General features: G+C 40.2%; 22 protein-coding genes and 1 other annotated feature. Of the genes, 15 read left to right on the plus strand and 7 right to left on the minus strand.

Going from position 1 to position 22268, the window contains the following annotated elements; all coding sequences use genetic code 11:
- Positions 1-92: 92 nt before the first annotated feature.
- Both BLW54_RS13845 and fabF read left to right on the plus strand, forming a co-directional pair.
- Positions 93-1031, plus strand: coding sequence for a beta-ketoacyl-ACP synthase III (locus BLW54_RS13845; protein WP_035518964.1), 939 nt, complete (start codon positions 93-95; stop codon positions 1029-1031).
- 19 nt (positions 1032-1050) lie between these two features.
- On the plus strand, positions 1051-2292 hold the full coding sequence (gene fabF, locus BLW54_RS13850) for a beta-ketoacyl-ACP synthase II (protein ID WP_035510175.1): 1242 nt from the start codon (positions 1051-1053) through the stop codon (positions 2290-2292).
- A gap of 39 nt (positions 2293-2331) precedes the next feature.
- Here fabF and BLW54_RS13855 read toward each other — a convergent pair whose 3' ends face one another.
- Positions 2332-3327: an LCP family protein gene (locus BLW54_RS13855; protein WP_231622414.1), complete on the minus strand. Its 996-nt coding sequence runs from the start codon at positions 3325-3327 to the stop codon at positions 2332-2334.
- A gap of 189 nt (positions 3328-3516) precedes the next feature.
- Here BLW54_RS13855 and BLW54_RS13860 point away from each other — a divergent pair, with 189 nt between their 5' ends.
- Together BLW54_RS13860 and BLW54_RS13865 are read left to right on the plus strand one after the other, a co-directional pair.
- On the plus strand, positions 3517-3717 hold the full coding sequence (locus tag BLW54_RS13860; protein ID WP_035510176.1) for a YuzI family membrane protein: 201 nt from the start codon (positions 3517-3519) through the stop codon (positions 3715-3717).
- A gap of 90 nt (positions 3718-3807) precedes the next feature.
- Positions 3808-4569: a YjbA family protein gene (locus BLW54_RS13865; protein WP_035510178.1), complete on the plus strand. Its 762-nt coding sequence runs from the start codon at positions 3808-3810 to the stop codon at positions 4567-4569.
- Positions 4570-4604: 35 nt separating this feature from the next.
- Here the strand turns inward: BLW54_RS13865 and trpS are convergent, their stop codons facing one another.
- Both trpS and BLW54_RS13875 read right to left on the minus strand, forming a co-directional pair.
- On the minus strand, positions 4605-5606 hold the full coding sequence (gene trpS, locus BLW54_RS13870) for a tryptophan--tRNA ligase (RefSeq protein ID WP_035510763.1): 1002 nt from the start codon (positions 5604-5606) through the stop codon (positions 4605-4607).
- A gap of 61 nt (positions 5607-5667) precedes the next feature.
- Positions 5668-5865: a binding site (T-box leader), on the minus strand.
- A gap of 52 nt (positions 5866-5917) precedes the next feature.
- Positions 5918-6280: a DUF3899 domain-containing protein gene (locus tag BLW54_RS13875; RefSeq protein ID WP_231622431.1), complete on the minus strand. Its 363-nt coding sequence runs from the start codon at positions 6278-6280 to the stop codon at positions 5918-5920.
- Positions 6281-6694: 414 nt separating this feature from the next.
- On the opposite strand from BLW54_RS13875, the gene BLW54_RS13880 reads away from it, so the two are divergent.
- The 8 genes from BLW54_RS13880 (at position 6695) to spxA (ending at position 15687) form a co-directional block, all read left to right on the plus strand.
- Positions 6695-8386 (plus strand): peptide ABC transporter substrate-binding protein, encoded by a 1692-nt coding sequence (locus tag BLW54_RS13880; RefSeq protein ID WP_035510181.1) that lies wholly within the window; start codon positions 6695-6697, stop codon positions 8384-8386.
- 187 nt (positions 8387-8573) lie between these two features.
- Entirely contained in the window at positions 8574-9500 is a 927-nt protein-coding gene (gene opp3b / locus BLW54_RS13885; RefSeq protein WP_035510182.1) for an oligopeptide ABC transporter permease, read from the plus strand.
- Positions 9501-9506: 6 nt separating this feature from the next.
- Entirely contained in the window at positions 9507-10637 is a 1131-nt protein-coding gene (opp3C, locus tag BLW54_RS13890) for an oligopeptide ABC transporter permease (RefSeq protein ID WP_035510184.1), read from the plus strand.
- A 16-nt stretch (positions 10638-10653) separates the two neighbouring features.
- Positions 10654-11712: an ABC transporter ATP-binding protein gene (locus BLW54_RS13895; RefSeq protein ID WP_035510185.1), complete on the plus strand. Its 1059-nt coding sequence runs from the start codon at positions 10654-10656 to the stop codon at positions 11710-11712.
- Positions 11709-12647, plus strand: coding sequence for an ABC transporter ATP-binding protein (locus BLW54_RS13900; RefSeq protein WP_035510187.1), 939 nt, complete (start codon positions 11709-11711; stop codon positions 12645-12647). The genes BLW54_RS13895 and BLW54_RS13900 overlap by 4 nt, the downstream gene beginning before the upstream one ends.
- Before the next feature lie 248 nt (positions 12648-12895).
- Positions 12896-14116, plus strand: a complete 1221-nt coding sequence (locus BLW54_RS13905; RefSeq protein ID WP_035510188.1) for a putative glycoside hydrolase — start codon at positions 12896-12898, stop codon at positions 14114-14116.
- A 301-nt stretch (positions 14117-14417) separates the two neighbouring features.
- Positions 14418-15008 carry a GNAT family N-acetyltransferase gene (locus BLW54_RS13910; RefSeq protein ID WP_035510190.1) on the plus strand — a complete coding sequence of 197 codons (591 nt, stop codon included), beginning with the start codon at positions 14418-14420 and terminating at the stop codon, positions 15006-15008.
- 283 nt (positions 15009-15291) lie between these two features.
- Positions 15292-15687: a transcriptional regulator SpxA gene (gene spxA, locus BLW54_RS13915; RefSeq protein WP_035510192.1), complete on the plus strand. Its 396-nt coding sequence runs from the start codon at positions 15292-15294 to the stop codon at positions 15685-15687.
- 135 nt (positions 15688-15822) lie between these two features.
- On the opposite strand, the gene BLW54_RS13920 is transcribed toward spxA, so the two are convergent.
- Entirely contained in the window at positions 15823-16488 is a 666-nt protein-coding gene (locus BLW54_RS13920; protein WP_035510193.1) for a TerC family protein, read from the minus strand.
- 295 nt (positions 16489-16783) lie between these two features.
- Here BLW54_RS13920 and mecA point away from each other — a divergent pair, with 295 nt between their 5' ends.
- From mecA to pepF, 3 genes are all read left to right on the plus strand, one after another.
- A complete protein-coding gene (gene mecA / locus BLW54_RS13925) occupies positions 16784-17482 on the plus strand; it encodes an adaptor protein MecA (RefSeq protein ID WP_035510195.1) in 699 nt (232 codons plus the stop codon).
- A gap of 116 nt (positions 17483-17598) precedes the next feature.
- The gene (locus BLW54_RS13930; RefSeq protein WP_074735235.1) at positions 17599-18750 is read left to right on the plus strand and encodes a competence protein CoiA; all 1152 of its coding nucleotides are present in this window, start codon (positions 17599-17601) and stop codon (positions 18748-18750) included.
- Between the two features lie 64 nt (positions 18751-18814).
- Complete coding sequence (gene pepF / locus BLW54_RS13935) at positions 18815-20623, plus strand: oligoendopeptidase F (protein WP_035510198.1); 1809 nt, start codon at positions 18815-18817, stop codon at positions 20621-20623.
- 40 nt (positions 20624-20663) lie between these two features.
- Here the strand turns inward: pepF and BLW54_RS20765 are convergent, their stop codons facing one another.
- The 3 genes from BLW54_RS20765 to BLW54_RS13945 form a co-directional block, all read right to left on the minus strand.
- Positions 20664-20840 carry a hypothetical protein gene (locus BLW54_RS20765; RefSeq protein WP_167358821.1) on the minus strand — a complete coding sequence of 59 codons (177 nt, stop codon included), beginning with the start codon at positions 20838-20840 and terminating at the stop codon, positions 20664-20666.
- Between the two features lie 90 nt (positions 20841-20930).
- On the minus strand, positions 20931-21818 hold the full coding sequence (locus tag BLW54_RS13940) for a ClpXP adapter SpxH family protein (RefSeq protein WP_074735237.1): 888 nt from the start codon (positions 21816-21818) through the stop codon (positions 20931-20933).
- Positions 21815-22213 (minus strand): globin domain-containing protein, encoded by a 399-nt coding sequence (locus BLW54_RS13945; protein WP_035510202.1) that lies wholly within the window; start codon positions 22211-22213, stop codon positions 21815-21817. The genes BLW54_RS13940 and BLW54_RS13945 overlap by 4 nt, the downstream gene beginning before the upstream one ends.
- Positions 22214-22268 lie beyond the last annotated feature (55 nt).

A 22268-nucleotide genomic window follows, 5' to 3' on the forward strand; every position in this document is an offset into this window, starting at 1 on the left:
CATGAAAACTTGCAGATTGATTACAGATGAATTAAAATTAGTACCAAGTCATAAGAATTGATATAAGATATTACCTTTAAGGGGATGAATATATGAACGCAGGATTCTTGGGCGTTGGACACTTCGCGCCAGAAAAAGTTCTGACCAATAAAGATTTGGAAAAAATAGTGGATACAAGTGACGAATGGATCCGTACTCGTACAGGGATCGAAGAACGCCGCATTGCATCAGAGGATATGGACACTTCAGATATGGCTTTACGTGCCGCAGAAGAGGCCTTGAAGGATGCAAATCTTGAGGCTAAAGATCTTGATATGATTATGGTAGCTACTGTTACTCCTGACACCCCTTTTCCATCTGTTGCGACAATGCTGCAACATCGGCTTGGGGCTAATAAGGTCGCGGCTATGGACTTAAGTGCAGCGTGTGCGGGCTTTATGTACGGAGTGATTGCTGCGAAACAATTTATCGAGACAAATGCCTATAAGAATATCCTAGTTGTCGGCGTAGAGAAGCTTTCTAAAATTACGGATTGGTCCGACCGTAACACATGTGTGTTATTTGGCGATGGAGCAGGCGCAGCTGTCATTGGACCTGTCAGTGAAGGGAAAGGCATACTTTCCTTTGAACTAGGTTCTGACGGAACTGGAGGGCCTCACCTTTACCAAACACCGGAAGACACATTGTTTATGAATGGGCGTGAAGTCTTTAAATTTGCTGTCAGGCAGATGCCGGAATCCTCGGTCAATGTCGTCAAGAAAATTGGCTTGAGTGAACAAGACGTTGATTATTTAGTGCCACACCAGGCGAATATAAGAATAATGGAAGCGGCTCGTCAACGATTAGGTATCCCTGAAGAAAAAATGTCAACAGCTGTTAAACGCTACGGAAACACGTCCTCTGCATCGATTCCAATTGCTTTGTCAGAAGATGTGAAGGCAGGTAAAATAAAAGAAAATGATTTAGTTGTTCTTGTCGGATTCGGCGGCGGGCTCACTTGGGGAGCAGTTGCCCTCCGATGGGGGAAGTAATCAAGGAGGAATAAAATAAATGGATAAACATCGTGTGGTTATTACCGGCATGGGAGCAGTAACTCCAGTCGGTAATACTGTTGAAGAAATGTGGGACAATATTAAAAATGGCGTATCAGGCGTCGGAGAAATTACCAAGGTGAATAAAGAAGATTATCCTGTTCATGTTGCAGCAGAACTGAAAGATTTTGATCCATCTGATTATGTAGATCGAAAAGATGCACGTCGCATGGACCCGTTTGTTCAATATGCGATGGTTGCTGCACATATGGCGGTTGAAGATGCCAATCTTGACATCAACGATGATGTCGCTCATAGGACGGGAGTCTGGATCGGGTCAGGAATAGGTGGAATGGGCACATATGAATCCCAATTTGAAACATTTCAGAAAAAAGGTTACCGTCGCGTCAGTCCTTTTTTCATTCCTATGATGATTCCTGATATGGCTGCAGGGCAAGTGTCCATTGCACTTGGAGCGAAAGGCATTAACTCCTGTACCGTAACGGCCTGTTCCTCGGGAGCAAACTCCATCGGTGATGCTTTTAAAGTCATTCAGCGTGGGGATGCTGATATTATGATTGCTGGTGGTACAGAAGCTCCGATGAACAAAATGTCCTTTGCCGGGTTTGCTGCTGCTCGTGCATTATCTCTTAATGAAGACCCTCAATCGGCAAGCCGTCCGTTTGATAAGAACCGTGATGGTTTTGTTATGGGAGAAGGAGCAGGTATTCTTGTGATGGAGACACTGGAATCTGCTAAAAAACGCGGGGCTAAGATTTACGGAGAATTAAAAGGTTACGGATCTACGGGAGATGCGTACCATATTACTTCTCCTGCACCTGAAGGAGACGGGGCGGCTCGCGCCATGAGACAAGCCATCGATGATGCTGGAATAAATCCTGAAGATATTGATTACTTGAATGCGCACGGTACTTCAACCGAATTGAATGATAAATTTGAAACCCATGCAGCGAAGACAGTCTTCCAAGAACATGCCAACAAATTGGCGATTTCATCAACGAAATCCATGACTGGTCACTTATTAGGTGCTGCAGGAGCGGTTGAAGCTGTCATATCCTTGAAGGCAATTAATGAAGGGATTTTACCTCCTACCATCAACTACGAAACACCAGATCCGGAATGTGATTTGGATTACATTCCTAACGAAGCGCGTAAGCAGGAAGTAAATGCCGTCATGAGTAATTCTCTTGGTTTCGGTGGTCACAATGCGAGCTTGATTTTTAAAAAATATGAAGAATAAGAAAAAATCCCGATGCCATCCCTTGGCATCGGGATTTTGTTATTCTTTTTCAAAAAATTCCTCTAGGGTCTGCCTTGTTTTTATTTCGTCATGATTCAATACAAGGCCAATTGGATAAGGTTTCCTGTCGTCCCAAACATTATCTGTTGTAGGGATACTTAACATATCGATAGATTCCACTGGATTTAGAATCATATTTTTACCAATTTGGAGGATTAGACTTCCCCCTATATTTGTATCAATGTATGGTTGGATATTGCCGATTAAGCGCGGTGCTTTCAACACCCCTTGAAAAGAAAGGAGCTCATCTTTCATCAATTGAATCACCTTTTGTTGCCTCTCTACCCTTGCAAAATCCCCTCTTGCATCACTGCGGTATCTGACATATCCCAGCAGTTCTTTGCCATCCAGGGTTTGTGGCCCTTTCTCTAACTGTATATTCGTCGTTTTATCTGCTGAAGTATATTGCATGTCTTTCTCAACATCGATATCAACCCCATCAGGAGATAAAGTGTCAACAATTTGGGTGAATCCATTAAAGTCGATAATGGAATAATACTCCGTATGAATTCCAAAATTTATTTCAATCGTCTCTCGAAGGAGTTCGGGACCACCCAGAGCGAAGGCTGCATTCAGCTTATTATAGCCATGACCAGGAATATCTACATAAAGGTCGCGCATTAAAGAAACGACTTTAGCTTCTTGATCTTCCGTGTCGTACTCTGCGAGCATGATGGTATCTGTTCTCGCCATCTCAGAACCTCTCTGATCTACTCCAAGAAGGAGAACCATGAGTTTTCCATCTCCGTTATCTTTTCCTTTAAATTCATCCTCATAAATGCTTTCTACCGTTTCCTCAGGTTCTATATCTTCTGCAGCAGAAGCTTGTTTGTTCATAGCCTGGTGTTTACCTGCAAGATACTCGTAGCTAGAGTATCCAATAATGAGTAGAAATAAGAAGGCATATATCCCTATGAATACCTTGCGTTTACGTCTTTTCTTATTTCGTTTCCGCAAGGCTCTTGACTTTGCCAATGTCATCATCCTTTCAAACCTTTTCCGGTAGTCAAGCATCATTGAATCTATAATAAGAGCTTGTCTGTTATTTAATGTACCTGTTATTGGTATCGAAGTAAAGGCTAGGATTTAAAGGCAATTCACCGCATGACAAGGGGTTTGCTTTCATAAGATAGCAGTAGGAGGACGAGCCGGAGGGATGAATATATGTGGTATTGGTTGCTGCTTTTAACAGGTTTTGGACTAGCTGTAGCAGGGGGAACGGTAACGATAACGTATTTAAATCTTGTCCCTGCCGGTTTAAGCTGGATCGAATTTATAATTTTATTAAAGTCCCGTGTGGAATGTTATTTATTCCCAATTGGAATGGTACTCATAGTGGTAGCTTTAATTCTTATGGATGATTAATTTTCTAAAATATGGTTTCAAAGAATAAAAAAGCCAGCATTGGTCATAATGTAACCAAAAGAGATCACCGAGTGAAAGTGAGGGTCCAAAATGTTATACATGCATGATCTGTGGGTGAACTGGTTTGAAGGTGAAGAGAATGGGTATAACGTCTGTCGTTTTCATGAATGGAGAAAAGAGGATGGCATCGAGTTGATTGATCAAATTCCTCTTATTTTGATCAGTGATGAATTATTCAATTTTATTGAGAATGATCTACAGGATTTACCCGCTTCACTGCTTCAGGATGTTCATCGCAAAACGTATATGAAGAAAAACCAAGAACGTCATACCGTAGAATACGCAGCGGTAGTCACTAATGGAAAAGATGTTATTGTATTTGATACTATCGGTTACACTCTTCCGGTTAAAAAGAGCCGTCTCATTCCGAGGCAGGAACGTTTGGTCTTTGAAATGGTTCAAGGGAAAGAACCAGCGCACTATATAATAGAAGAAAGAATCACCAAAGAGCATCATATTTTATCTCTCGCACCTAAGAAAATGTCAGGATTGACAAGGAGAGAGCGTCAATTAAAGCAATTGCTGATGATGGCACTCGACCAATTAAAACAGTCCGATCATCCTGAAGAAATTCGTTATTGGCTGACAGAATGGGACCCAGCCCAATATCCAACCATTAAGCAATTTTCCAATGAAGAGGCATGGGAACGTTTATATGAAGGAACGTGTAAGGGATGGTCAAAGGCTCACGAAGAATTATGTAAGAAAATGGTGAAAGGGCAACCGTTCTTTGAAACGATTTGGCAAGGGGAGAATGAACAAGTCTCACAACATATGAAGAGCCAGAATTGAGTACATAAGCTCAATTCTGGCTCTCTTATTTTCTATTACTTTTTCTTTTTAACCCTTCCCAGGCCCATGGCTTTCTTTGCTTTGCGAATCATTTTGTTTGCTTCTAAGGACGCTTTATCCGCACCCGCATCCAGAATATCATCTAATTCTTCGGATTGGATCAAAGATTCGTATCGTTCCTGGATTGGTTTTAAGACATCAATGATGGCTTCTGCTACTCCCTGTTTGAAATCTCCATATCCTTTCCCTTCATACTTTTGTTCCAGCTCCTCGATGGAAACACCAGAACAAGCGGATTCAATCGTTAGCAGGTTGGAGACTCCTGGTTTATTCATTTTATCAAATTTAACAATTCCATCAGAATCAGTCACTGCACTTTTGACTTTTTTCATAATCTTTTTCTCATCATCCAGCATCGAAATAAAAGCCTTTTGGTTTTCGTCAGACTTACTCATTTTCTTCGTTGGATCTTGAAGTGACATGATTCTTGCACCTTCTTTAGGGATGCGCACTTCAGGAATAGTGAAAATATCGTTGAATTTATTATTAAATCGTTGCGCGAGGTTGCGAGTTAGTTCCAGGTGTTGCTTCTGATCATCCCCCACAGGAACAACATCTGTTTTGTATAAAAGAATATCTGCCGCCATTAATGGAGGATAGGTTAGAAGTCCTGAAGATACCCCTTCTTTACCCCCAGCTGATTTATCCTTGAACTGGGTCATGCGCTCCAGTTCCCCGATATAACTGACACATTGTAACATCCAGCCGAGTTGGGTGTGTGCAGGAACTTCGGATTGGATAAATAGGGTGGATTTGTCAGGATCAATACCAGAAGCCAAATAGAGAGCGGCAAGCGAGCGAATGTTTTCCCTCAGCTTTAATCGTTCTTGTGGGACTGTAATTGCATGTTCATCAACAATGCAGAAGTAACAGTTATTTTCATCCTGCAAATCTGTAAAATGCTTCATAGCTCCGATGTAATTCCCCAGTGTTAAGGTGCCACTGGGTTGAATTCCAGAAAAAATTGTCTTCGTCATGTTCATCACCTCATTATTTGTTTTGAAAAATAAAAAAAGGATCATCCATCCCTTCCAATATGGAAGGGACGAATGATCCGCGGTGCCACCCTCATTACTTCTGAAATAATCAGAAGTCTGCTTGAATCGTTAACGCCGATTTACGTCTATCGCAGCTCCAAAGGCCCAATTCCGTAAGATATCCTTAGCTGTTTTCAGCGGCCACAGCCTCTCTAAAAAGGATCAATCTCCCGTACTTATCCTTTATCATTGCATTTCGCTCTATTAAGTAAGTAAAAATTATATAGGATTATAGCATGATATGCAAGTGCTTATCCTGAATAATAAATGAAAAGTAATGCCACTAAGCCGGCACTTAACATAAACCCATGGAATAAAAAAAACTTGGGTAAGGACTTATGAATCGTCTGAGAGGGGAGAGGTTTCTCTTTCCAGTCATCCAAATAATCTTTTTGTTTTGACATACGATTGGAGAACCTGCGAAAGCCGTACGTTATTCCATCAAAGAACCCTCCGCGAACTACCCACATGATAATTCCGATAAATATATAGAAATAAGCGATATAGAAAAGCTGGTTAATGTAATGAAGCAGGTCATAAACAGGTGCGAGGGCGATAAATAGTATGGTAACTAAAGCAATGTTGACCGCGAACATTACCCATTTATTTTTCATGATGCTCACAAAAGATCCACCTTTCTGAAAAACTCAACTATTATTATACCATGTTTTATTAATACAAAGGAATTAGCTGCGGGGTGAATAGACTGAAAATTTCGCTTTGGCAAAAACTTGTATGAGATATTCAAACGCTTTAACGTATAACCGTGATAAATAACATTCTTTAAAGTTCCATATCTTTTTTTATGCAAATACGCTTATAAATAATAAGTTTAGGACGTAAATATTGTAAAATAAACTAGGTAATTAGTCTCATTTTATGTTATTGAAACGTAATAATGGTGGGAATCCTGAAACTTTTCAGAAAAAAAGGTAATGCAAAATAGTTAGAAAACTTGTATAATTCGATATGTGGACGAAATCCCACATCAAAATTTAGAAAATTATTAGGGGAGGTCATTTTCTATCATGAAAAAGACAAATTGGTTATTGCTAGTACTTGCTCTAGTACTTAGCATGTTCCTCGCAGCATGTTCTGGGGGTTCTGACGATACGTCAAACTCCACTGATGATGCTGAAACAGAGGATACTTCTTCAGAAGATGATGCCGCTGCGGGAGACAGCGAGCAAGTACTTAATATTACAGACAGTGCTGAGATTCCAACAATGGATGCATCTCTAGCTACTGATGCTGTAGCATTCCAATGGTTAGGTTCTACCACAGATGGTCTTTATCGTCTAGGAGAGAACGCTCAACCAGAACCAGGAATTGCTAAAGACCACGAAGTAAGTGAAGATGGTCTTACTTGGACATTCAACCTTCGTGAGGATGCTGTTTGGTCAAACGGTGATCCTGTAACTGCCAATGATTTCGTATTTGCATGGCAACGTGCTGTTAATCCAGATACAGGTTCTGAGTACGGTCCATATATGATGGGTGGCATTATTAAAAATGCCCAAGCGATCGTAGATGGTGAAGTACCAGTGGAAGAACTTGGTGTGAAAGCTGAGGATGACCATACACTAGTTGTAGAACTTGAAAAGCCTGTTCCTTACTTCGAATCCCTTACTACATTTGGTACTTTCCTTCCAATGAATCAAGCATTCGTTGAAGAACATGGTGATCAGTACGCGCTAGAAGCAGACACGCTTCTTTCCAACGGACCATTCGTTCTTACTGAATGGAACCATGGTGAAGGCTGGACGCTTGAAAAGAACGAAGATTACTGGGATGCAGAGAACGTAAAACTTGAGAAAATCAACGTTAAAGTTGTAAAAGAAACGTCCACTGCTGTAAACCTATATGATACTGGTGAAATTGACCGTGCTGGTCTTTCAGCAGAATTTGTAGACCAATATCGTACTTCTGATGATTTTGTAATCGATGAAGAACCAACATTGTTCTACTTGAAGATGAACCAGGAAAACGAAGTATTGGCAAACGTCAATGCACGTAAAGCGATTCAAATGGTCATCGACCGTCAAGCTATGGTTGATGTTATCTTGAACAACGGTTCCATTCCATCTGCAGGTCACATCCCGCAGAACTTTACGAAACACCCTGAAACTGAAGAAGATTTCCGTGAACTTAATGGGGATCTAATTGAGACAAATGTTGAAAAAGCTCAAGAACTATGGGCTAAAGCGAAAGAAGAGCTCGGACAAGATGAAATTGAGCTAGGTTACCTTGGTGGTGACACTGAAGTGGCTTTGAATATGGATGCCTACATTAAGGATCAGCTTGAGCAGCTTGAAGGGTTAACTGTGAAAGTTCAATCAGTACCTTTTAAAGAGCGTCTTGCTCGCGATGAAGCCATGGATTATGACATCCAAAACTCTGGATGGGGACCTGACTACATCGACCCGAATACGTTCTTGAACATGTTCGTAACTGATGGTGGCAACAATAAGACTGGTTATTCTTCTGAAGAATATGACGGTCTGATCGAAAAAGCGAACACTGAGCTTGCCCAAAAGCCAGTAGAGCGTTTCGAAACATTCCTAGAAGCTGAGAAGATGCTTATCCAGGAAGACGCAGTTCTTGCACCTCTTTACCAGCGTGCAAAGGCTCGACTTTGGAAGCCATATGTTAAAGGAGTCATTGCCCAGCCAATGGGACCTGACTTCACTTACAAGTATGCTTATATCGAAGGTAAATAATAGAGATAGTAATTCCAACCGCATATAGGCTTGCTTTACAGGGGAAGAGAGTATATGTCCAACGTGTTGGCGTATGCTCTCTTTTTCCCTGCCATCAAATTATTCTGATTATAGACAAATTTCTGTCAATTCAAACAAGACAATAATAAAGAAGGTTTGTAGGTATATACATTCGGAGGTGTTTAATATGACTCGTTATATTATCCAGCGATTGATTTATATGGTTATAACGATGTTCTTAATTGCTACCCTGACGTTCTTCCTGATGAAGTTTTTACCTGGGACTCCCCTAAGTGCTGCAGATAAATTGTCGGAAGAACAACAAGCGGTAGTATTAGAAAAATATGGGTTGAATGATCCCGTTCCTGTCCAATATTTTAATTATATGACAAACTTGGTTCAAGGGGACTTAGGGATTTCATTTCAGTTTGATAACCGTGAAGTAACAACAATCATAATGGAACGTATCGGTCCATCTATGCAACTCGGTGTTCAAGCGATGTTTATTGGTACAATCATTGGTATTCTGCTTGGTCTAACCTCAGCTATTTATCATAATGGGATGTTAGATTATAGTTCAACCTTTCTTGCGGTATTAGGTCAGTCTATTCCATCTTTCGTTTTTGCTGGATTGCTCCAGTTTTTTATAGGAGTGAAACTTGGCTGGTTGCCAGTTGCCTTGTGGGAAGGCTGGGAATATTCAATACTACCAACCATTTCGTTGGCCATCTTCCCAATTGCAATTGCCGCCCGTTTTATGAGGACAGAAATGTTGGAAGTTATGGGGTCGGACTATATCGTTACGGCCCGAGCCAAAGGTGTGAACAAGTTCGGTGTTGTATTTAAGCACGGTTTTAGAAACGCTTTAATTCCATTGATTACAGTGTTAGGACCGCTAGCTGTTGGTTTGATGACAGGTACATTGGTGATTGAGAATATCTTTGCCGTACCTGGAATTGGTGAGCAGTTCGTAAAAGCGATAAACATGAATGACTTCCCAATTATTATGGGTACGACTCTCTTGATCGCTTTCCTATTCATCTTCATCATCCTGGTCATCGACTTGCTTTATGGAGTCATCGACCCTAGAATTCGACTGGCGGAAGGAGAGTAATCATCAATGGATAACCAAAAACCATCGAAAGATTTATTTGTTCCTGTAGAAACAAAGGAAACGGAGATAGATAAGATTTCTCGACCGAGTTTATCTTTCTGGCAGGATTCTTTCATTCGTCTCCGTAAAAATATCGGAGCGATGATTGGACTTGCGGTATTAGTAGTGTTGGCTCTATTGGCCGCGTTTGGTCCCTATATGACGGAATATGGACAGTACGAGCAAGATCTTTCGCGCGCTAAAATGCCTCCAAAAGTAGAAGGTTTAGGCTGGCTTGGTATGGATGGTATGCTTTCTGACGTACAATCTGCTGATACAGTAGAACAAGCAAAAACAAAAGCGATGATGCGTTTTAACAATCAGGAAGAATATATTACAACTGAAGTGTTGAATGACGGTTCGAATGGGGAGGCTGCTGAAGTTAAAGCTACTTATGACGTCTATGCAGCTAAAAATATGGATGAAAATTTCTGGTTTGGTACAGATGGACTTGGGCGTGACCAGTGGACACGTACATGGATGGGAACTCGAGTATCTCTTTACATTGCCTTTTTAGCTGCAGCGATTGATATGTTAATCGGTGTTGCTTATGGAGGTATATCTGCTTATTATGGCGGCCGTGTCGATAACTATATGCAGCGTTTTATTGAAATACTTGTTGGTATTCCTAACCTGGTACTCATAATTTTGATGATTCTAATTCTAGAACCAGGAATAATGTCCATTACCATCGCTCTTGCGATATCGGGGTGGATATCGATGGCCAGAATTGTCCGAGGCCAGATATTAAAACTGAAAAACCAAGAATTCGTGCTGGCATCAAGAACATTGGGTGCGAAAGATAGTCGTATTTTGCAGAAGCATTTGATTCCGAACACATTGGGATTAATCATTATCAATACCATGTTTTCCATTCCTTCTGCGATTTTCTTCGAAGCATTTTTAAGCTTTATTGGATTAGGTCTTCCAACTCCAATGGCTTCGCTTGGTACGCTGATTGATGCAGGTTTCGATTCTTTGCAGATTTATCCGCACATTCTATTATTCCCGGCAATTATAATCTCTCTTATCATGATTGCCTTTAACGTCTTAGCAGATGGTCTTCGTGATGCGTTTGATCCGAAGATGCGCGAATAGGAGGTAGGTGTACAAAATGGAAAAACTACTAGATGTAAAAAACTTGCACGTCTCCTTTGACACCTACGGCGGTGAAGTCAAAGCAGTTCGTGGCGTTAATTTTGATGTAAAAAAAGGTGAAACGTTAGCCATTGTAGGAGAATCTGGTTCAGGTAAATCCGTTACAACTAAGGCTCTGATGCAGTTGATTCCTAAACCGCCTGGTCGTATCAAAGAAGGAGAAATCCTTTTTGAAGGACGAGACCTTGCACAAATGAATGAAAAACAGATGCAGAGAATTCGCGGAAAAGAAATCTCTATGATCTTCCAGGATCCAATGACTTCTTTGAACCCGACTATGAAAGTTGGGAATCAGATTATGGAAGGTCTGATTAAGCATCAGAAAATGAATAAGTCTCAAGCTCGAAAACGAGTCGTTGAATTATTAGACCTTGTTGGTATTCCAGATGCAGAAAACCGAATGAAACAATACCCCCACCAATTTTCTGGTGGCATGAGACAAAGGGTGGTTGTTGCCATTGCATTGGCTTGTAATCCCAAATTGTTGATTGCAGACGAGCCAACCACAGCTCTTGATGTAACGATTCAGGCACAGATTTTAGAGCTTATGAAAGATATTCAGAAAAAGACAGACTCTGCAACAATCTTCATTACTCACGACCTTGGTGTGGTGGCGAACGTGGCCGATCGCGTTGCTGTCATGTATGCAGGGAAGATTGTTGAAATTGGAACGGTTGATGATATTTTCTATAATCCGAAACATCCATACACATGGGGGCTTCTTGGTTCTATGCCGTCACTTGAGAGTTCGGATGAAGAGTTGTTTGCGATCCCCGGGACACCACCTGACCTGTTGCACCCGCCAAAGGGAGATGCGTTTGCGGCTCGAAACCGGTATGCGATGCAGATTGACTTTGAACAGGAACCACCAATGTTTAAAGTGAGCGACACTCATTATGCATCTACATGGTTGCTGCATGAAAATGCTCCAGATATTGACCCGCCGGCAGCTGTGAAGAAGCGTATGGAAGGCATGGCGAATTCATCGAGTCATTCGGAAGGTGAGCGTATATGAGTCAGGAAAAATTAGTTGAAATCAAGAACTTAAAACAGCATTTCAAAACAGGTCGTCACAGTGTAGTGAAGGCTGTGGATGGATTGAACTTCGATATTTATAAAGGGGAGACCTTCGGTTTGGTGGGTGAGTCCGGCTGTGGTAAATCCACGACTGGACGCACCATTATCCGCCTTTATGATGCTACAGATGGAGAAGTTATCTTTAATGGTGAGGATGTGCACGGTAAGAAATCACGGGAGGACATGAAAAAGTTTAACCGTGAAATGCAGATGATTTTTCAGGATCCCTATGCATCCTTGAACCCTCGGATGAAGGTGGAAGATATTATAGCGGAGGGGATGGACATTCATAGTCTGGCCCAGGATCCAAAAGCACGTAAAGCAAAAGTGCATGAATTATTGGAAACTGTTGGCTTGAACAAAGAACACGCCAATCGATACCCTCACGAGTTCAGTGGTGGTCAGCGTCAACGTATTGGTATTGCCCGTGCGCTTGCTGTAGATCCAAGTTTTATCATAGCCGATGAACCTATTTCTGCTTTGGATGTTTCCATTCAAGCGCAAGTTGTTAACCTTTTGAAGAAACTTCAGGAAGAAAAAGGTTTGACCTATTTGTTCATTGCCCACGATTTATCAATGGTCAAGTATATTAGTGATCGTATCGGTGTGATGTATTTTGGTAAAATGGTAGAGCTTGCAGATGCGGATGAGTTGTATAAACACCCGATTCACCCATACACACAATCCTTATTGTCAGCTATTCCATTACCCGACCCTGATTATGAACGCTCACGTGAACGTTTCACTTATGATCCAAACAACCATGATACAAGTGAAGAACCGGAATTTCGTGAAGTGCGTCCTGGACACTTCGTACTTTGTACGAACAAAGAATTTGAACAATACAGACGTGAACATGGAACAGGAGAATAAACAAAAAAGGAAGACTCTGATAAAGCAGAGTCTTCTTTTTTTTATTAAATAAACGACTTGAGAGAAGTGTGGCAAACGATCACTTAATAGGAATGAGGAGAATAGACTTAGGAAGTATTCTTACGCAGGTAAACGAATGGTGGTGAAATAAGGAAAATGTTGAGAAAATTCCCTTGAAGTACTGTTATAAGAGGCGTGCGTCTTTTATAATAAAATATAGAAGATATTAGGATAGGAGTAGGATGAATATGGGGAAAAGTAAGCTTTGGCGTGTGGTTTTCACAGGTGTTCTCCTTTTTGGATTGATGCTGCCGTTACATGGTGTGAAAGCAGAGGAGGGGGAAGGTTCGAAAGAAGTCGCGATGCTTACGAAAAAAGAAACAGGTATAAAGGAGCTCGTAATTCCGAGTCCAGCGGAAAGATTTACATATAACTCTGGCCTTACTTTTGAGTACCCTGATGCTGTTAGGGGGATTTATGTAACTGGTCCTTCAGCTGGAGGGGCAAAAATGACTGAGCTTACAAAACTTGTGGAAGAGACAGAACTAAATGCTATGGTCATTGATATTAAAGAAGACCATGGAAACATTACATTTAAACCTGAAGAAGGATCACCTTATGCGGATGTTGCAGAAGATTTTATTGATGATCCTCGAGTTATGTTGGAAAAATTGGAGGAAAAAGGGATATACCCAATTGCCCGTGTCGTGGTCTTTAAGGATAGTTTATTGGCAGAAAAGCGACCGGATTTATCCTTTAAACAAAATGGACAAGTTTGGAAAAATGGGAAAGGTGAGTCATTTGTTAATCCTTTTATGGAGGAAGTGTGGGAGTATAACGTAGAACTTGCCAAGGTAGCCGCTGAAATGGGGTTTGAAGAAATTCAATATGACTACGTTCGTTTTCCGGAAGGGTTTGATAGTAGAGATGACATCTTAGAATATGGGCAAGGGAAGTATGCGGATTTGGACATGGATAATGTTCAAAAACGTGTAAAAGCGGTAACAGACTTTGTTAAATATGCGCGGGAAGAATTAGCCTATTATGGCGTCGATGTATCTGTTGATATCTTTGGATATGCGGCAACCATAACAGAAGCGCCTAACATCGGGCAGAATTTCTCGAAAATCTCTTCAAATGTTGATGTGATTTCCTCGATGATTTATCCAAGCCACTGGGGACCATATTTCGGGTTAGCAAAGCCGGACACCGAGCCCTATCGTCTAGTTGATGAATATGCGAAAGTAGAAAATGATGTATTAGGTACTCTTGAGGATCAACCGACATCTCGGCCTTGGTTACAGGATTTTGAGGCTCCGTGGCTCTATTCTGGCCCTGTGAAACAATACGGTAAAGCTGAAGTAGAAGCTCAAATTCGTGCCTTACATGAGAATGGAATTCATGAATTTTTACTATGGAATTCCGGAAATAACTATACCAAAAATGTAGATTATACACCATTGGATTAAAGAATATTTTATGAAGGGGCTCCATGAAGAGTCCCTTTTGAATTTATTATGTAACTATAGCCCTGTTATTTCATTTCCTGGTACGAATGATGAACACACCACGGTTAAGGTTTTGTTACTTATGAGTTTTTTGCTAATGTTTGATCGGAAAATAAATAGGAGAAGCATATAAAAGAGGATCTTCTCACATTCTATACACAGATGAAGCTGCTATTAGAACTAGACATGGAAAGAATAAAATTTAACAACTGAATAAATATTCGGTATAATAGAAACTGACTAATGATAAGGGAGTAGATCAATGAATTGGTATGAGAAGTTGAACGAGTATTTCCCAGTTGAGGAAATGAAATCAAAAGAACACATGGAAGCATTATTAAAGGAAAAAAGTGATGTGTACTACAAAGATGAAGGAGAAAACCACGTATTGATGTACGCCGAGTTCGACTCTTTTCTTTTCATCGATTATGTATACGTTTCCACTGCTTCACGTGGTCAAGGGCTTGGTCATAAACTCATCGAAAAAATGAAAGCTAAGGGGAAACCGATCATCCTGGAAGTCGAACCAGTAGATTATGATGACTCGGATACCGAAGCAAGACTCCGTTTTTATCAAAGAGAAGGATTTATGCATGCACAATCTATTGGCTATACACGCCGGTCAGTTGTGACGGATGAACTAAACAAGATGGAAATTCTCTATTGGTCGCCGGACGATGCTCCTGAAGAACAAATTTATGAACAAATGAAAAAAATGTACACCGAAATCCACACATATAAAGATGAAGAATTTTACGGAAAGTCCTATCAGCCTGTTGATGAAGTGCTAACTCATGATGAAGATCGCGATAGGGAAGATATTTTAAATGAGCTTGATAAAACAAGAAGTTAACCGTTGGATACCCACTTAATTAGAGTGGGTATTTTCAATAAGAAGACTTTAGTTGAAAATCATGAAACAACGTTGATTTTTTTAAAAATAGGTTTATTATTGTTAACGACGTGGTATTAGACTATGGAAACGATTTATAATTGCTTTTTGTAACATACGTTCGTGTTTTTGTAGAGAAAACTTGACAGTTGTGTTATAGTAGAATCAAGGTTAAATTATATTGATTACAAATAAATAAGCAATTAAGGTTCAACCATAAAATATTGAGGAGTGAAGTTTCTATATGGTCACACTTTATACCTCACCAAGTTGTACATCATGTCGAAAAGCGAAAGCTTGGCTTGAAGAGCACAATATTCCTTATACAGAACGTAATATTTTTTCTGAACCATTAACGTTGGATGAAATTAAAGAGATTCTCCGCATGACAGAAGATGGAACAGAAGAGATTATTTCAACGCGTTCTAAAGTTTTCCAAAAACTAAAAGTGGATTTTGATCAGCTGCCAATGCAAGATCTTTTTGACCTGATTCAGGAAAACCCCGGATTATTACGTCGTCCGATCATTTTAGACGATAAACGTTTGCAGGTAGGTTACAATGAAGATGAAATTCGTCGTTTCTTACCTCGTAGTGTACGAACTTTCCAATTGAAAGAAGCTCAGCGTTTAGTTAATTAATTTAATAAATGTGAAAAGCTGTGATGGTTAAATACCTTCACAGCTTTTTTTGTATTTATATTCCTATTTCATGTTTTTGGAGGGAGAACAAACGGGAAGTGATCAGTAATTCTTACGAGATAAAGGGATTTTTGGTTACACCGCCGTGCCTTTTTTCTTATTAGAGAAATAACCTAAAGTAATCACTGTAATAACCATGACTACCGCAAACCATTGTTGGATAAAGGGATAGTTCTCGATGTATTGAAAAATGTAACGGTCTTCCATAACCATTTCGGCTGCCGTGTAGGCGAGGATCCCTGCTCCAAAGTAAATGAGCAGTGGAAACTTGTCCATGAACGCAAGAATAATTTTACTTCCCCACACGATGATGGGAACAGAGAATAGAAGACCAATCATCACGAGGATAATGTTATTATGAGAAGCACCTGCAATGGCAAGCACATTATCAAATCCCATCACGATATCCGCAAAGACAATGGTCTTAATAGCCGCCGCAAGACTATCCCCTGCCGTAATATGATCTGTTTCTTCTGTATCAGTCAGCAATTTCATGGCAATATAAAAGAGAAGCAGTCCCCCGATTAATTGGAGGAAGGGGATTTGAAGAAGGTACAGGGCTGCCATGGTTAAAAGAACTCTTGCGGCGATGGCTAAGCCTGTCCCGAACATGATGGCTTTGTTTCTTTGTTCAGGGGGCAGATTACGACTGGCAAGAGCAATGACCACAGCGTTATCACCGCCAAGAATGATGTCAATACTAATAATAATAAGTAATGGTTCAAGCAAGTCCCAATTCATTGAAAAATCCTCCTGCTATGTAGTGACAAACCTTAGGGAATGAGCTAAAATATAAAGTCAATCACCCTAATGAGGGCCTGTTTCTATGTTTATTCATGACATGAATGGTTATATGCTGAATTCAAGCATTTTGTTTTCCAAAAAGCCTTTGCTGTCATACAATAGAAGTACATCAACCCTAACATTTGCACATCACGACGGTTGAAGCTTAGGCCTAACGGGTAAGGTTTTATAAGCGACACAAGGGTGAGTGTTCCCTTCCCCCTTAAAACATGACAAGAAGGGAGAGAGACGTATGGAAATCGAACGCATTAATGAAAATACCGTTAAATTTTATGTGACATATCAAGATGTCGAGCAAAGAGGATTCGACAGAGAAGAAATTTGGTATAACCGTGAACGCAGCGAACAACTTTTTTGGGAAATGATGGATGAAGTAAACGATCAGGAAAACTTCCAAGCTGATGGACCATTATGGATCCAGGTCCAGGCAATGGACAAAGGATTAGAAGTGATTGTTACGAAAGCGCAGGTATCCCAGGATGGTCAAAAGCTAGAACTACCAAATGAAGACGGTAAGGCAATTGATGTTCCAGTGGATGATAAACTGGAGTCACTGCTTGATGATAAATTCCATGCTTCAGAAGATTATGATCAGAGGAATGACGATGATGCCGACCAGGAGGATTCAGACGAACCATTAACTTTCACACTCAAATTTAATGAGTTTGAAGATATTATCCAACTGAGTCACTATTTGTCCTCTGCTGAGTCCATGGAGCAACGCTTATTCCACTTTGAAGATCGTTACTATTTATATATTCAATTCATAGATGAAAATATGAGTGATGATGAACAAGAAAATGTGTTAAGCCAACTTATGGAATATGCACAAGAATCATCTCTAACCATCCACCGGCTTGAGGAATATGGGAAAACCATTTTCAATGATCGCGCTTTGGAGTTAGTTCAAGAATATTTTCCTGTCGATTAATTGACGAGCACACAAATGCGTGTGCTTATTTTTTTTGTATTCTTTTTCAAATATGGTAGTAAGAAGGGATTTTAGGGAATTATGTCGAATAATATATCCTTAAGGAGGTGTTTTAGGTGCTCTATGCCATGAATGCGGAGGGGGAGTTATATTCCCTATACCAAAGAACTCTCAAAGAAGTTGATTCATTAAGGAAGAGCCTTTACTTTTGTCCTGTATGTAATGAACCTTTACAAGTCCGTGCCGGACCGAAGACGATCCCACACTTTTCTCATTTTCCAAAAAGTGATTGTACGTTTAAACAACGCGGGGAAACAGTGGAACATGAAAAAGGAAAGTGGGCTTTGTATCAATGGTTAAAAGGTCAGGGATATCAGGTTCAATTGGAATATTATCTACCCCAAATTAAACAGAGACCTGACCTATGGTTAAATGTAAAAAATAAAAAAATAGCGATTGAATTTCAATGTGCCTCGATACCCCCTCATGAAATTAACAAAAGGACCTTATGTTATAGGAAGGCTGAAGTTTTTCCGCTCTGGATATTAGGAACAAAACATTTTCATAAGTCGAACCCCCATCAAATTTTCCTTAATGATTTTTCCCGCACATTTTTATATTACTGGAAAGAACAATACCAACTCTTCTTTTTTGAAGCCTCTCAAAGCAGATTCATTCTTGTTTCCAATATTCATTCTACGGGCTTGCGTCCTATTCATGCAGATATTCGATATGTGCCCTTATCCGAATTCAGCTTCTCTCAGCTTTTTCGCCCCCATCGTCATCACGTTTCCAATGAACGACTGTTCTTGGAAATAGAAAAATCATGGTACAAAAATCGGACGGTATATCAAAGGAAGGTAGGCTCAGAAGAGCAGAACTACCGTCAATATTTATACCTGAAAGGGTACCACTTTTCACTTATCCCGAGTATTTGCTATTTGCCTCTGCCAGGTCAAGTACAGCTGGGAACGAAGCCTTATATATGGCAGACCCGTTTATTTGTCGACCATCTTTTACATCTACCGATCGGCGCTCCAGTTAAGTTCCCTCCCTTAAATATTTCTCCTACTTTAAATGGATACGTTCCTGATCTGTCTGGCCAATATATAAACATGCTTACTCAATTAAATATCATAGAAAAAACGGGAGAGAATAATTATATCAAGAAAAAACAGGTTCTATTTCATACACGTATGGAAGATGCACTGGAGGATGATCTACAGATGTTGCATAAGTTGAAAAAATTACAAAGAATTAAGATTTAGGAAGGGATTCACACGATAATCGAGAATTTTTTAGGATGATGAATATTTTTAAGGAGGATGCTGGATGTCGTCTACGAAAGAATTACCGAAAAGAGACGAAATACCTGTAGAAAAAACGTGGGATCTTGAAGCCATGTTTGCTACAGATGAAGAATGGTATAAAGAATTAGAAGAAGCGAAAAAGTTACTGCCTGAATTGGAAAAGTTTCAAGGGAAGGTTGGAGAGTCTGCAGAACAACTTTATGAGCTTCTTTCCTTTCAAGATAAAATATCCCATAAAATTGGATTGTTATATACGTATGCTCATATGCGTAATGACCAGGATACAACCAATTCTCACTATCAGGAAATGAATGCCAAAGCAGAAAATTTATTTACTAAAATAGCTTCTGCTATGAGTTTTATCGTTCCGGAAATTTTAGCCCTCCCTGAAGGGAAAGTGAAAAGCTTTATAGACTCGTATGACCCGCTGGAACTATATAAGCATACCCTTGATGAAATTACCCGTCAGAGAGCACATGTCTTGAGCGAGAAGGAAGAGAAGCTGTTAGCTGGCTTTTCTGAAATCGGAGCCAATCCCTCTCAAACATTTGGGGCTCTTAACAATGCTGACCTTACTTTTCCAACCATTAAGAATGAAAAGGGGGAAGAAGTCGATCTTACTCATGGGCGATACATCAATTTCCTCAAGTCTGATAATCGGGAAGTCCGAAAATCAGCCTTTGATGCGATGTATGATACGTTCGGATCGTTCAAAAACACGTTCGCATCCACACTTGCAGGCCATGTGAAAAAGAACAACTTTAATGCATCTGTCCGAAAATATGACCGGGCACGTCAAGCGAAACTGGATAATAATAATATCCCTGAATCCGTCTATGATAATTTGCTGGAAGCAGTAAATGAACGTTTACCACTGCTGCACCGTTATGCTGAACTAAGAAAAGATGTGCTTGAACTTGAAGAGGTCCATATGTATGACCTTTATACTCCTCTTGTCAAAGATGCAGAAATGGAAATTTCGTATGAAGAAGCACAGGATCTTGTACTTAAGGGGTTAAAACCGCTTGGCGAAGAATATGTTCGTTTAGTAAAAGAAGGCTTTGAGAACCGCTGGATTGATGTAGAAGAGAATAAAGGTAAAAGAAGTGGTGCTTATTCATCCGGGCACTATGGAACAAATCCTTATATCCTTATGAACTGGCAGAATAATGTCAACAACCTTTTTACACTTGCTCACGAGCTGGGGCACTCTCTTCATAGTTATTACACGCATAAAAATCAACCGTACCGTTACGGGAATTATTCCATCTTTGTTGCAGAAGTCGCTTCGACTTGTAATGAAGCCTTGCTTAACGACTATATGATTAAAAACACGAATAGTGAAAAAGAAAAACTTTACTTGCTGAACAACTTCTTAGAAGGATTCAGGGGCACGGTGTTCAGACAAACAATGTTCGCTGAATTCGAACATGATATTCACATGCAAGCTCAAAATGGTGAAGCTTTGACTGCAGATAAATTAACTGAAATATATTACGATCTTAATAAAAAGTATTTCGGGGAAAACATCGTTATTGATGAAAAAATTGGTCTTGAATGGGCTCGAATTCCACATTTCTATATGGGTTATTACGTGTACCAGTATTCTACGGGTTATGCTGCTGCCCAGGCCCTCGCTGGTCAAATTCTTGAGGAAGGGGAGCCTGCTGTCGAGCGTTATAAGAGTTTCCTTAAGGCTGGTAGCAGTGATTACCCGATTGAAGTTTTAAAACAAGCCGGTGTCGATATGACTTCGAAAGATCCTATTTTATCCGCTTTGGATGTTTTTGAAGAAAAGCTGAACGAAATGGAACAGTTACTGAAGAAGTGATCCAATTTAAAACCCCACAGAACAATTAGTTCTGTGGGGTTTATTTAAATCCACGAAAGGTCTTTTTGTGTGAAGGAATAGAGATGATAAGATAGATGGCTATGATTAATAATGGTGAACTGATGTATAAAGGATAAAGATGCATAAGTGCAAATAGATGGAAACCAGCTAAAAACAAGATCATTAATAAAAAGAGAAGGATCATCCAAAGTTTCATATGCCACACCCCCATGGTTTATTTTATGGAAGGATTTATGGACACATGACACTTACTAAAAATAAAAGCCCCCGAATCAGGGACCTTTAATCATGAACCAATATATTTCCAGAAAGCCCCATGTTTCACAGGTACTTCCCGTACTTTTTGTTTGAGCACAAGCTTTTTCATTTCCCGTTTTGCTTCTTGTTCAGTCCAATCGTATACCACAGCAATTTCTTTATTTGCTACGAAGCGATAGTGTTGCAAGAAATCCTCCAAAGCAGGTTTTATGCCAGGCTTTGGATCCTTTTGCAGCATTTCTTTCAACACTTTCACATAAACCTCATACGCATACAAACCAGTGATTTTCAGTCCTGCATCTTCTTCAGATTCATTGAAGATTACAATGGTGGGGGTAGAGTCTACATCCATTTCATGCGCTAATTTCAAATCACATTGTAAGGCGCGGCGGGCAGCATCTCCGTATAAATCGTTTCTGAATTCTTTTACATCAAGTCTGCTTTTTTCAGCACATTCAATTAAAACATTTTCATCTGAGATGTTCTGTTTTTCAAGGAATACATTTTCTTGAACTTTACGCAAAAAGCGCATGCCGGCTTTTTTTCCTTGAAGCTCAGCAGCTTTAACGGCTAGTGCTGTCGCAAGTGGAGAGGAAATGGGATTTTCCAGCCATACATCTCCATCACAACACATCCCTGTTCGTGATCCCGTTTTATCCCAAACTTCCTTTAAATTTTCAGGCTTTTTCATTTTATTTTGGTGTAATGAGGCAAGCTTACCACTGATAATCGGTCGGAGGGTAAAGAAGCGTCCATATTCGATTGTGAGCTTCTTCAAAAAGGGTTCTAGTGACCAGCATTCCGGACAGAGAGGATCAATAAATACATAGATCTCAATCGGTCGTTTTAGTAAATTGAAAAAGCCGCTCGCTGTTCCGTTTGTTTCTTTGTCACTGTTTAAACTTTTCCAACTCACATCGATTCTCCTTTCCCATCCTCTGGTGAATTCATCATATGGTTTGCTGTCATGGTAAGCCTTTCAAACATGAATGACCGGTAAGGTTCTTCAATGCGAACCTCATTCATGGCCCCTGACATACAAGACAGCCATGCATCTCTTCTTGTAGGAGTAATTTTAAAAGGCAGATGCCTCGCACGCAACATAGGGTGACCATGCTCTTCGACATAGAGGGGGGGACCACCAAAAAATTGCGTTAAAAATTGTTTTTGCTTACGGATGGTTTCTGTGAAATCATCTGGAAAAATAGGGGTTAAATCCGGGTGTTCACTCACCCGTTTGTAAAAAGCTTCTACAAGCTCATCTATTTTTTCTTTCCCGAGTTCCTCAAAAACGGTTCCTTGTTGTTGCATAACATCCCTTCCTGTCTGTTCATACATTTTAGCAATGGGGGCTGCGCAACGGCAA

The organism is Halobacillus karajensis (assembly GCF_900108515.1).
GTDB lineage: Bacteria > Bacillota > Bacilli > Bacillales > Halobacillaceae > Halobacillus > Halobacillus karajensis.

Bases quoted from the DNA above. Each gene is read 5' to 3' on its own strand.
- BLW54_RS13845 (WP_035518964.1), top strand. From the start codon at position 93: ATGAACGCAGGATTCTTGGGCGTTGGACACTTCGCGCCAGAAAAAGTT.
- fabF (WP_035510175.1), top strand. From the start codon at position 1,051: ATGGATAAACATCGTGTGGTTATTACCGGCATGGGAGCAGTAACTCCA.
- BLW54_RS13860 (WP_035510176.1), top strand. From the start codon at position 3,517: ATGTGGTATTGGTTGCTGCTTTTAACAGGTTTTGGACTAGCTGTAGCA.
- BLW54_RS13865 (WP_035510178.1), top strand. From the start codon at position 3,808: ATGTTATACATGCATGATCTGTGGGTGAACTGGTTTGAAGGTGAAGAG.
- trpS (WP_035510763.1), bottom strand. From the start codon at position 5,606: ATGACGAAGACAATTTTTTCTGGAATTCAACCCAGTGGCACCTTAACA.
- BLW54_RS13875 (WP_231622431.1), bottom strand. From the start codon at position 6,280: ATGAAAAATAAATGGGTAATGTTCGCGGTCAACATTGCTTTAGTTACC.
- BLW54_RS13880 (WP_035510181.1), top strand. From the start codon at position 6,695: ATGAAAAAGACAAATTGGTTATTGCTAGTACTTGCTCTAGTACTTAGC.
- opp3b (WP_035510182.1), top strand. From the start codon at position 8,574: ATGACTCGTTATATTATCCAGCGATTGATTTATATGGTTATAACGATG.
- opp3C (WP_035510184.1), top strand. From the start codon at position 9,507: ATGGATAACCAAAAACCATCGAAAGATTTATTTGTTCCTGTAGAAACA.
- BLW54_RS13895 (WP_035510185.1), top strand. From the start codon at position 10,654: ATGGAAAAACTACTAGATGTAAAAAACTTGCACGTCTCCTTTGACACC.
- BLW54_RS13900 (WP_035510187.1), top strand. From the start codon at position 11,709: ATGAGTCAGGAAAAATTAGTTGAAATCAAGAACTTAAAACAGCATTTC.
- BLW54_RS13905 (WP_035510188.1), top strand. From the start codon at position 12,896: ATGGGGAAAAGTAAGCTTTGGCGTGTGGTTTTCACAGGTGTTCTCCTT.
- BLW54_RS13910 (WP_035510190.1), top strand. From the start codon at position 14,418: ATGAATTGGTATGAGAAGTTGAACGAGTATTTCCCAGTTGAGGAAATG.
- spxA (WP_035510192.1), top strand. From the start codon at position 15,292: ATGGTCACACTTTATACCTCACCAAGTTGTACATCATGTCGAAAAGCG.
- BLW54_RS13920 (WP_035510193.1), bottom strand. From the start codon at position 16,488: ATGAATTGGGACTTGCTTGAACCATTACTTATTATTATTAGTATTGAC.
- mecA (WP_035510195.1), top strand. From the start codon at position 16,784: ATGGAAATCGAACGCATTAATGAAAATACCGTTAAATTTTATGTGACA.
- pepF (WP_035510198.1), top strand. From the start codon at position 18,815: ATGTCGTCTACGAAAGAATTACCGAAAAGAGACGAAATACCTGTAGAA.
- BLW54_RS20765 (WP_167358821.1), bottom strand. From the start codon at position 20,840: ATGAAACTTTGGATGATCCTTCTCTTTTTATTAATGATCTTGTTTTTA.
- BLW54_RS13945 (WP_035510202.1), bottom strand. From the start codon at position 22,213: ATGCAACAACAAGGAACCGTTTTTGAGGAACTCGGGAAAGAAAAAATA.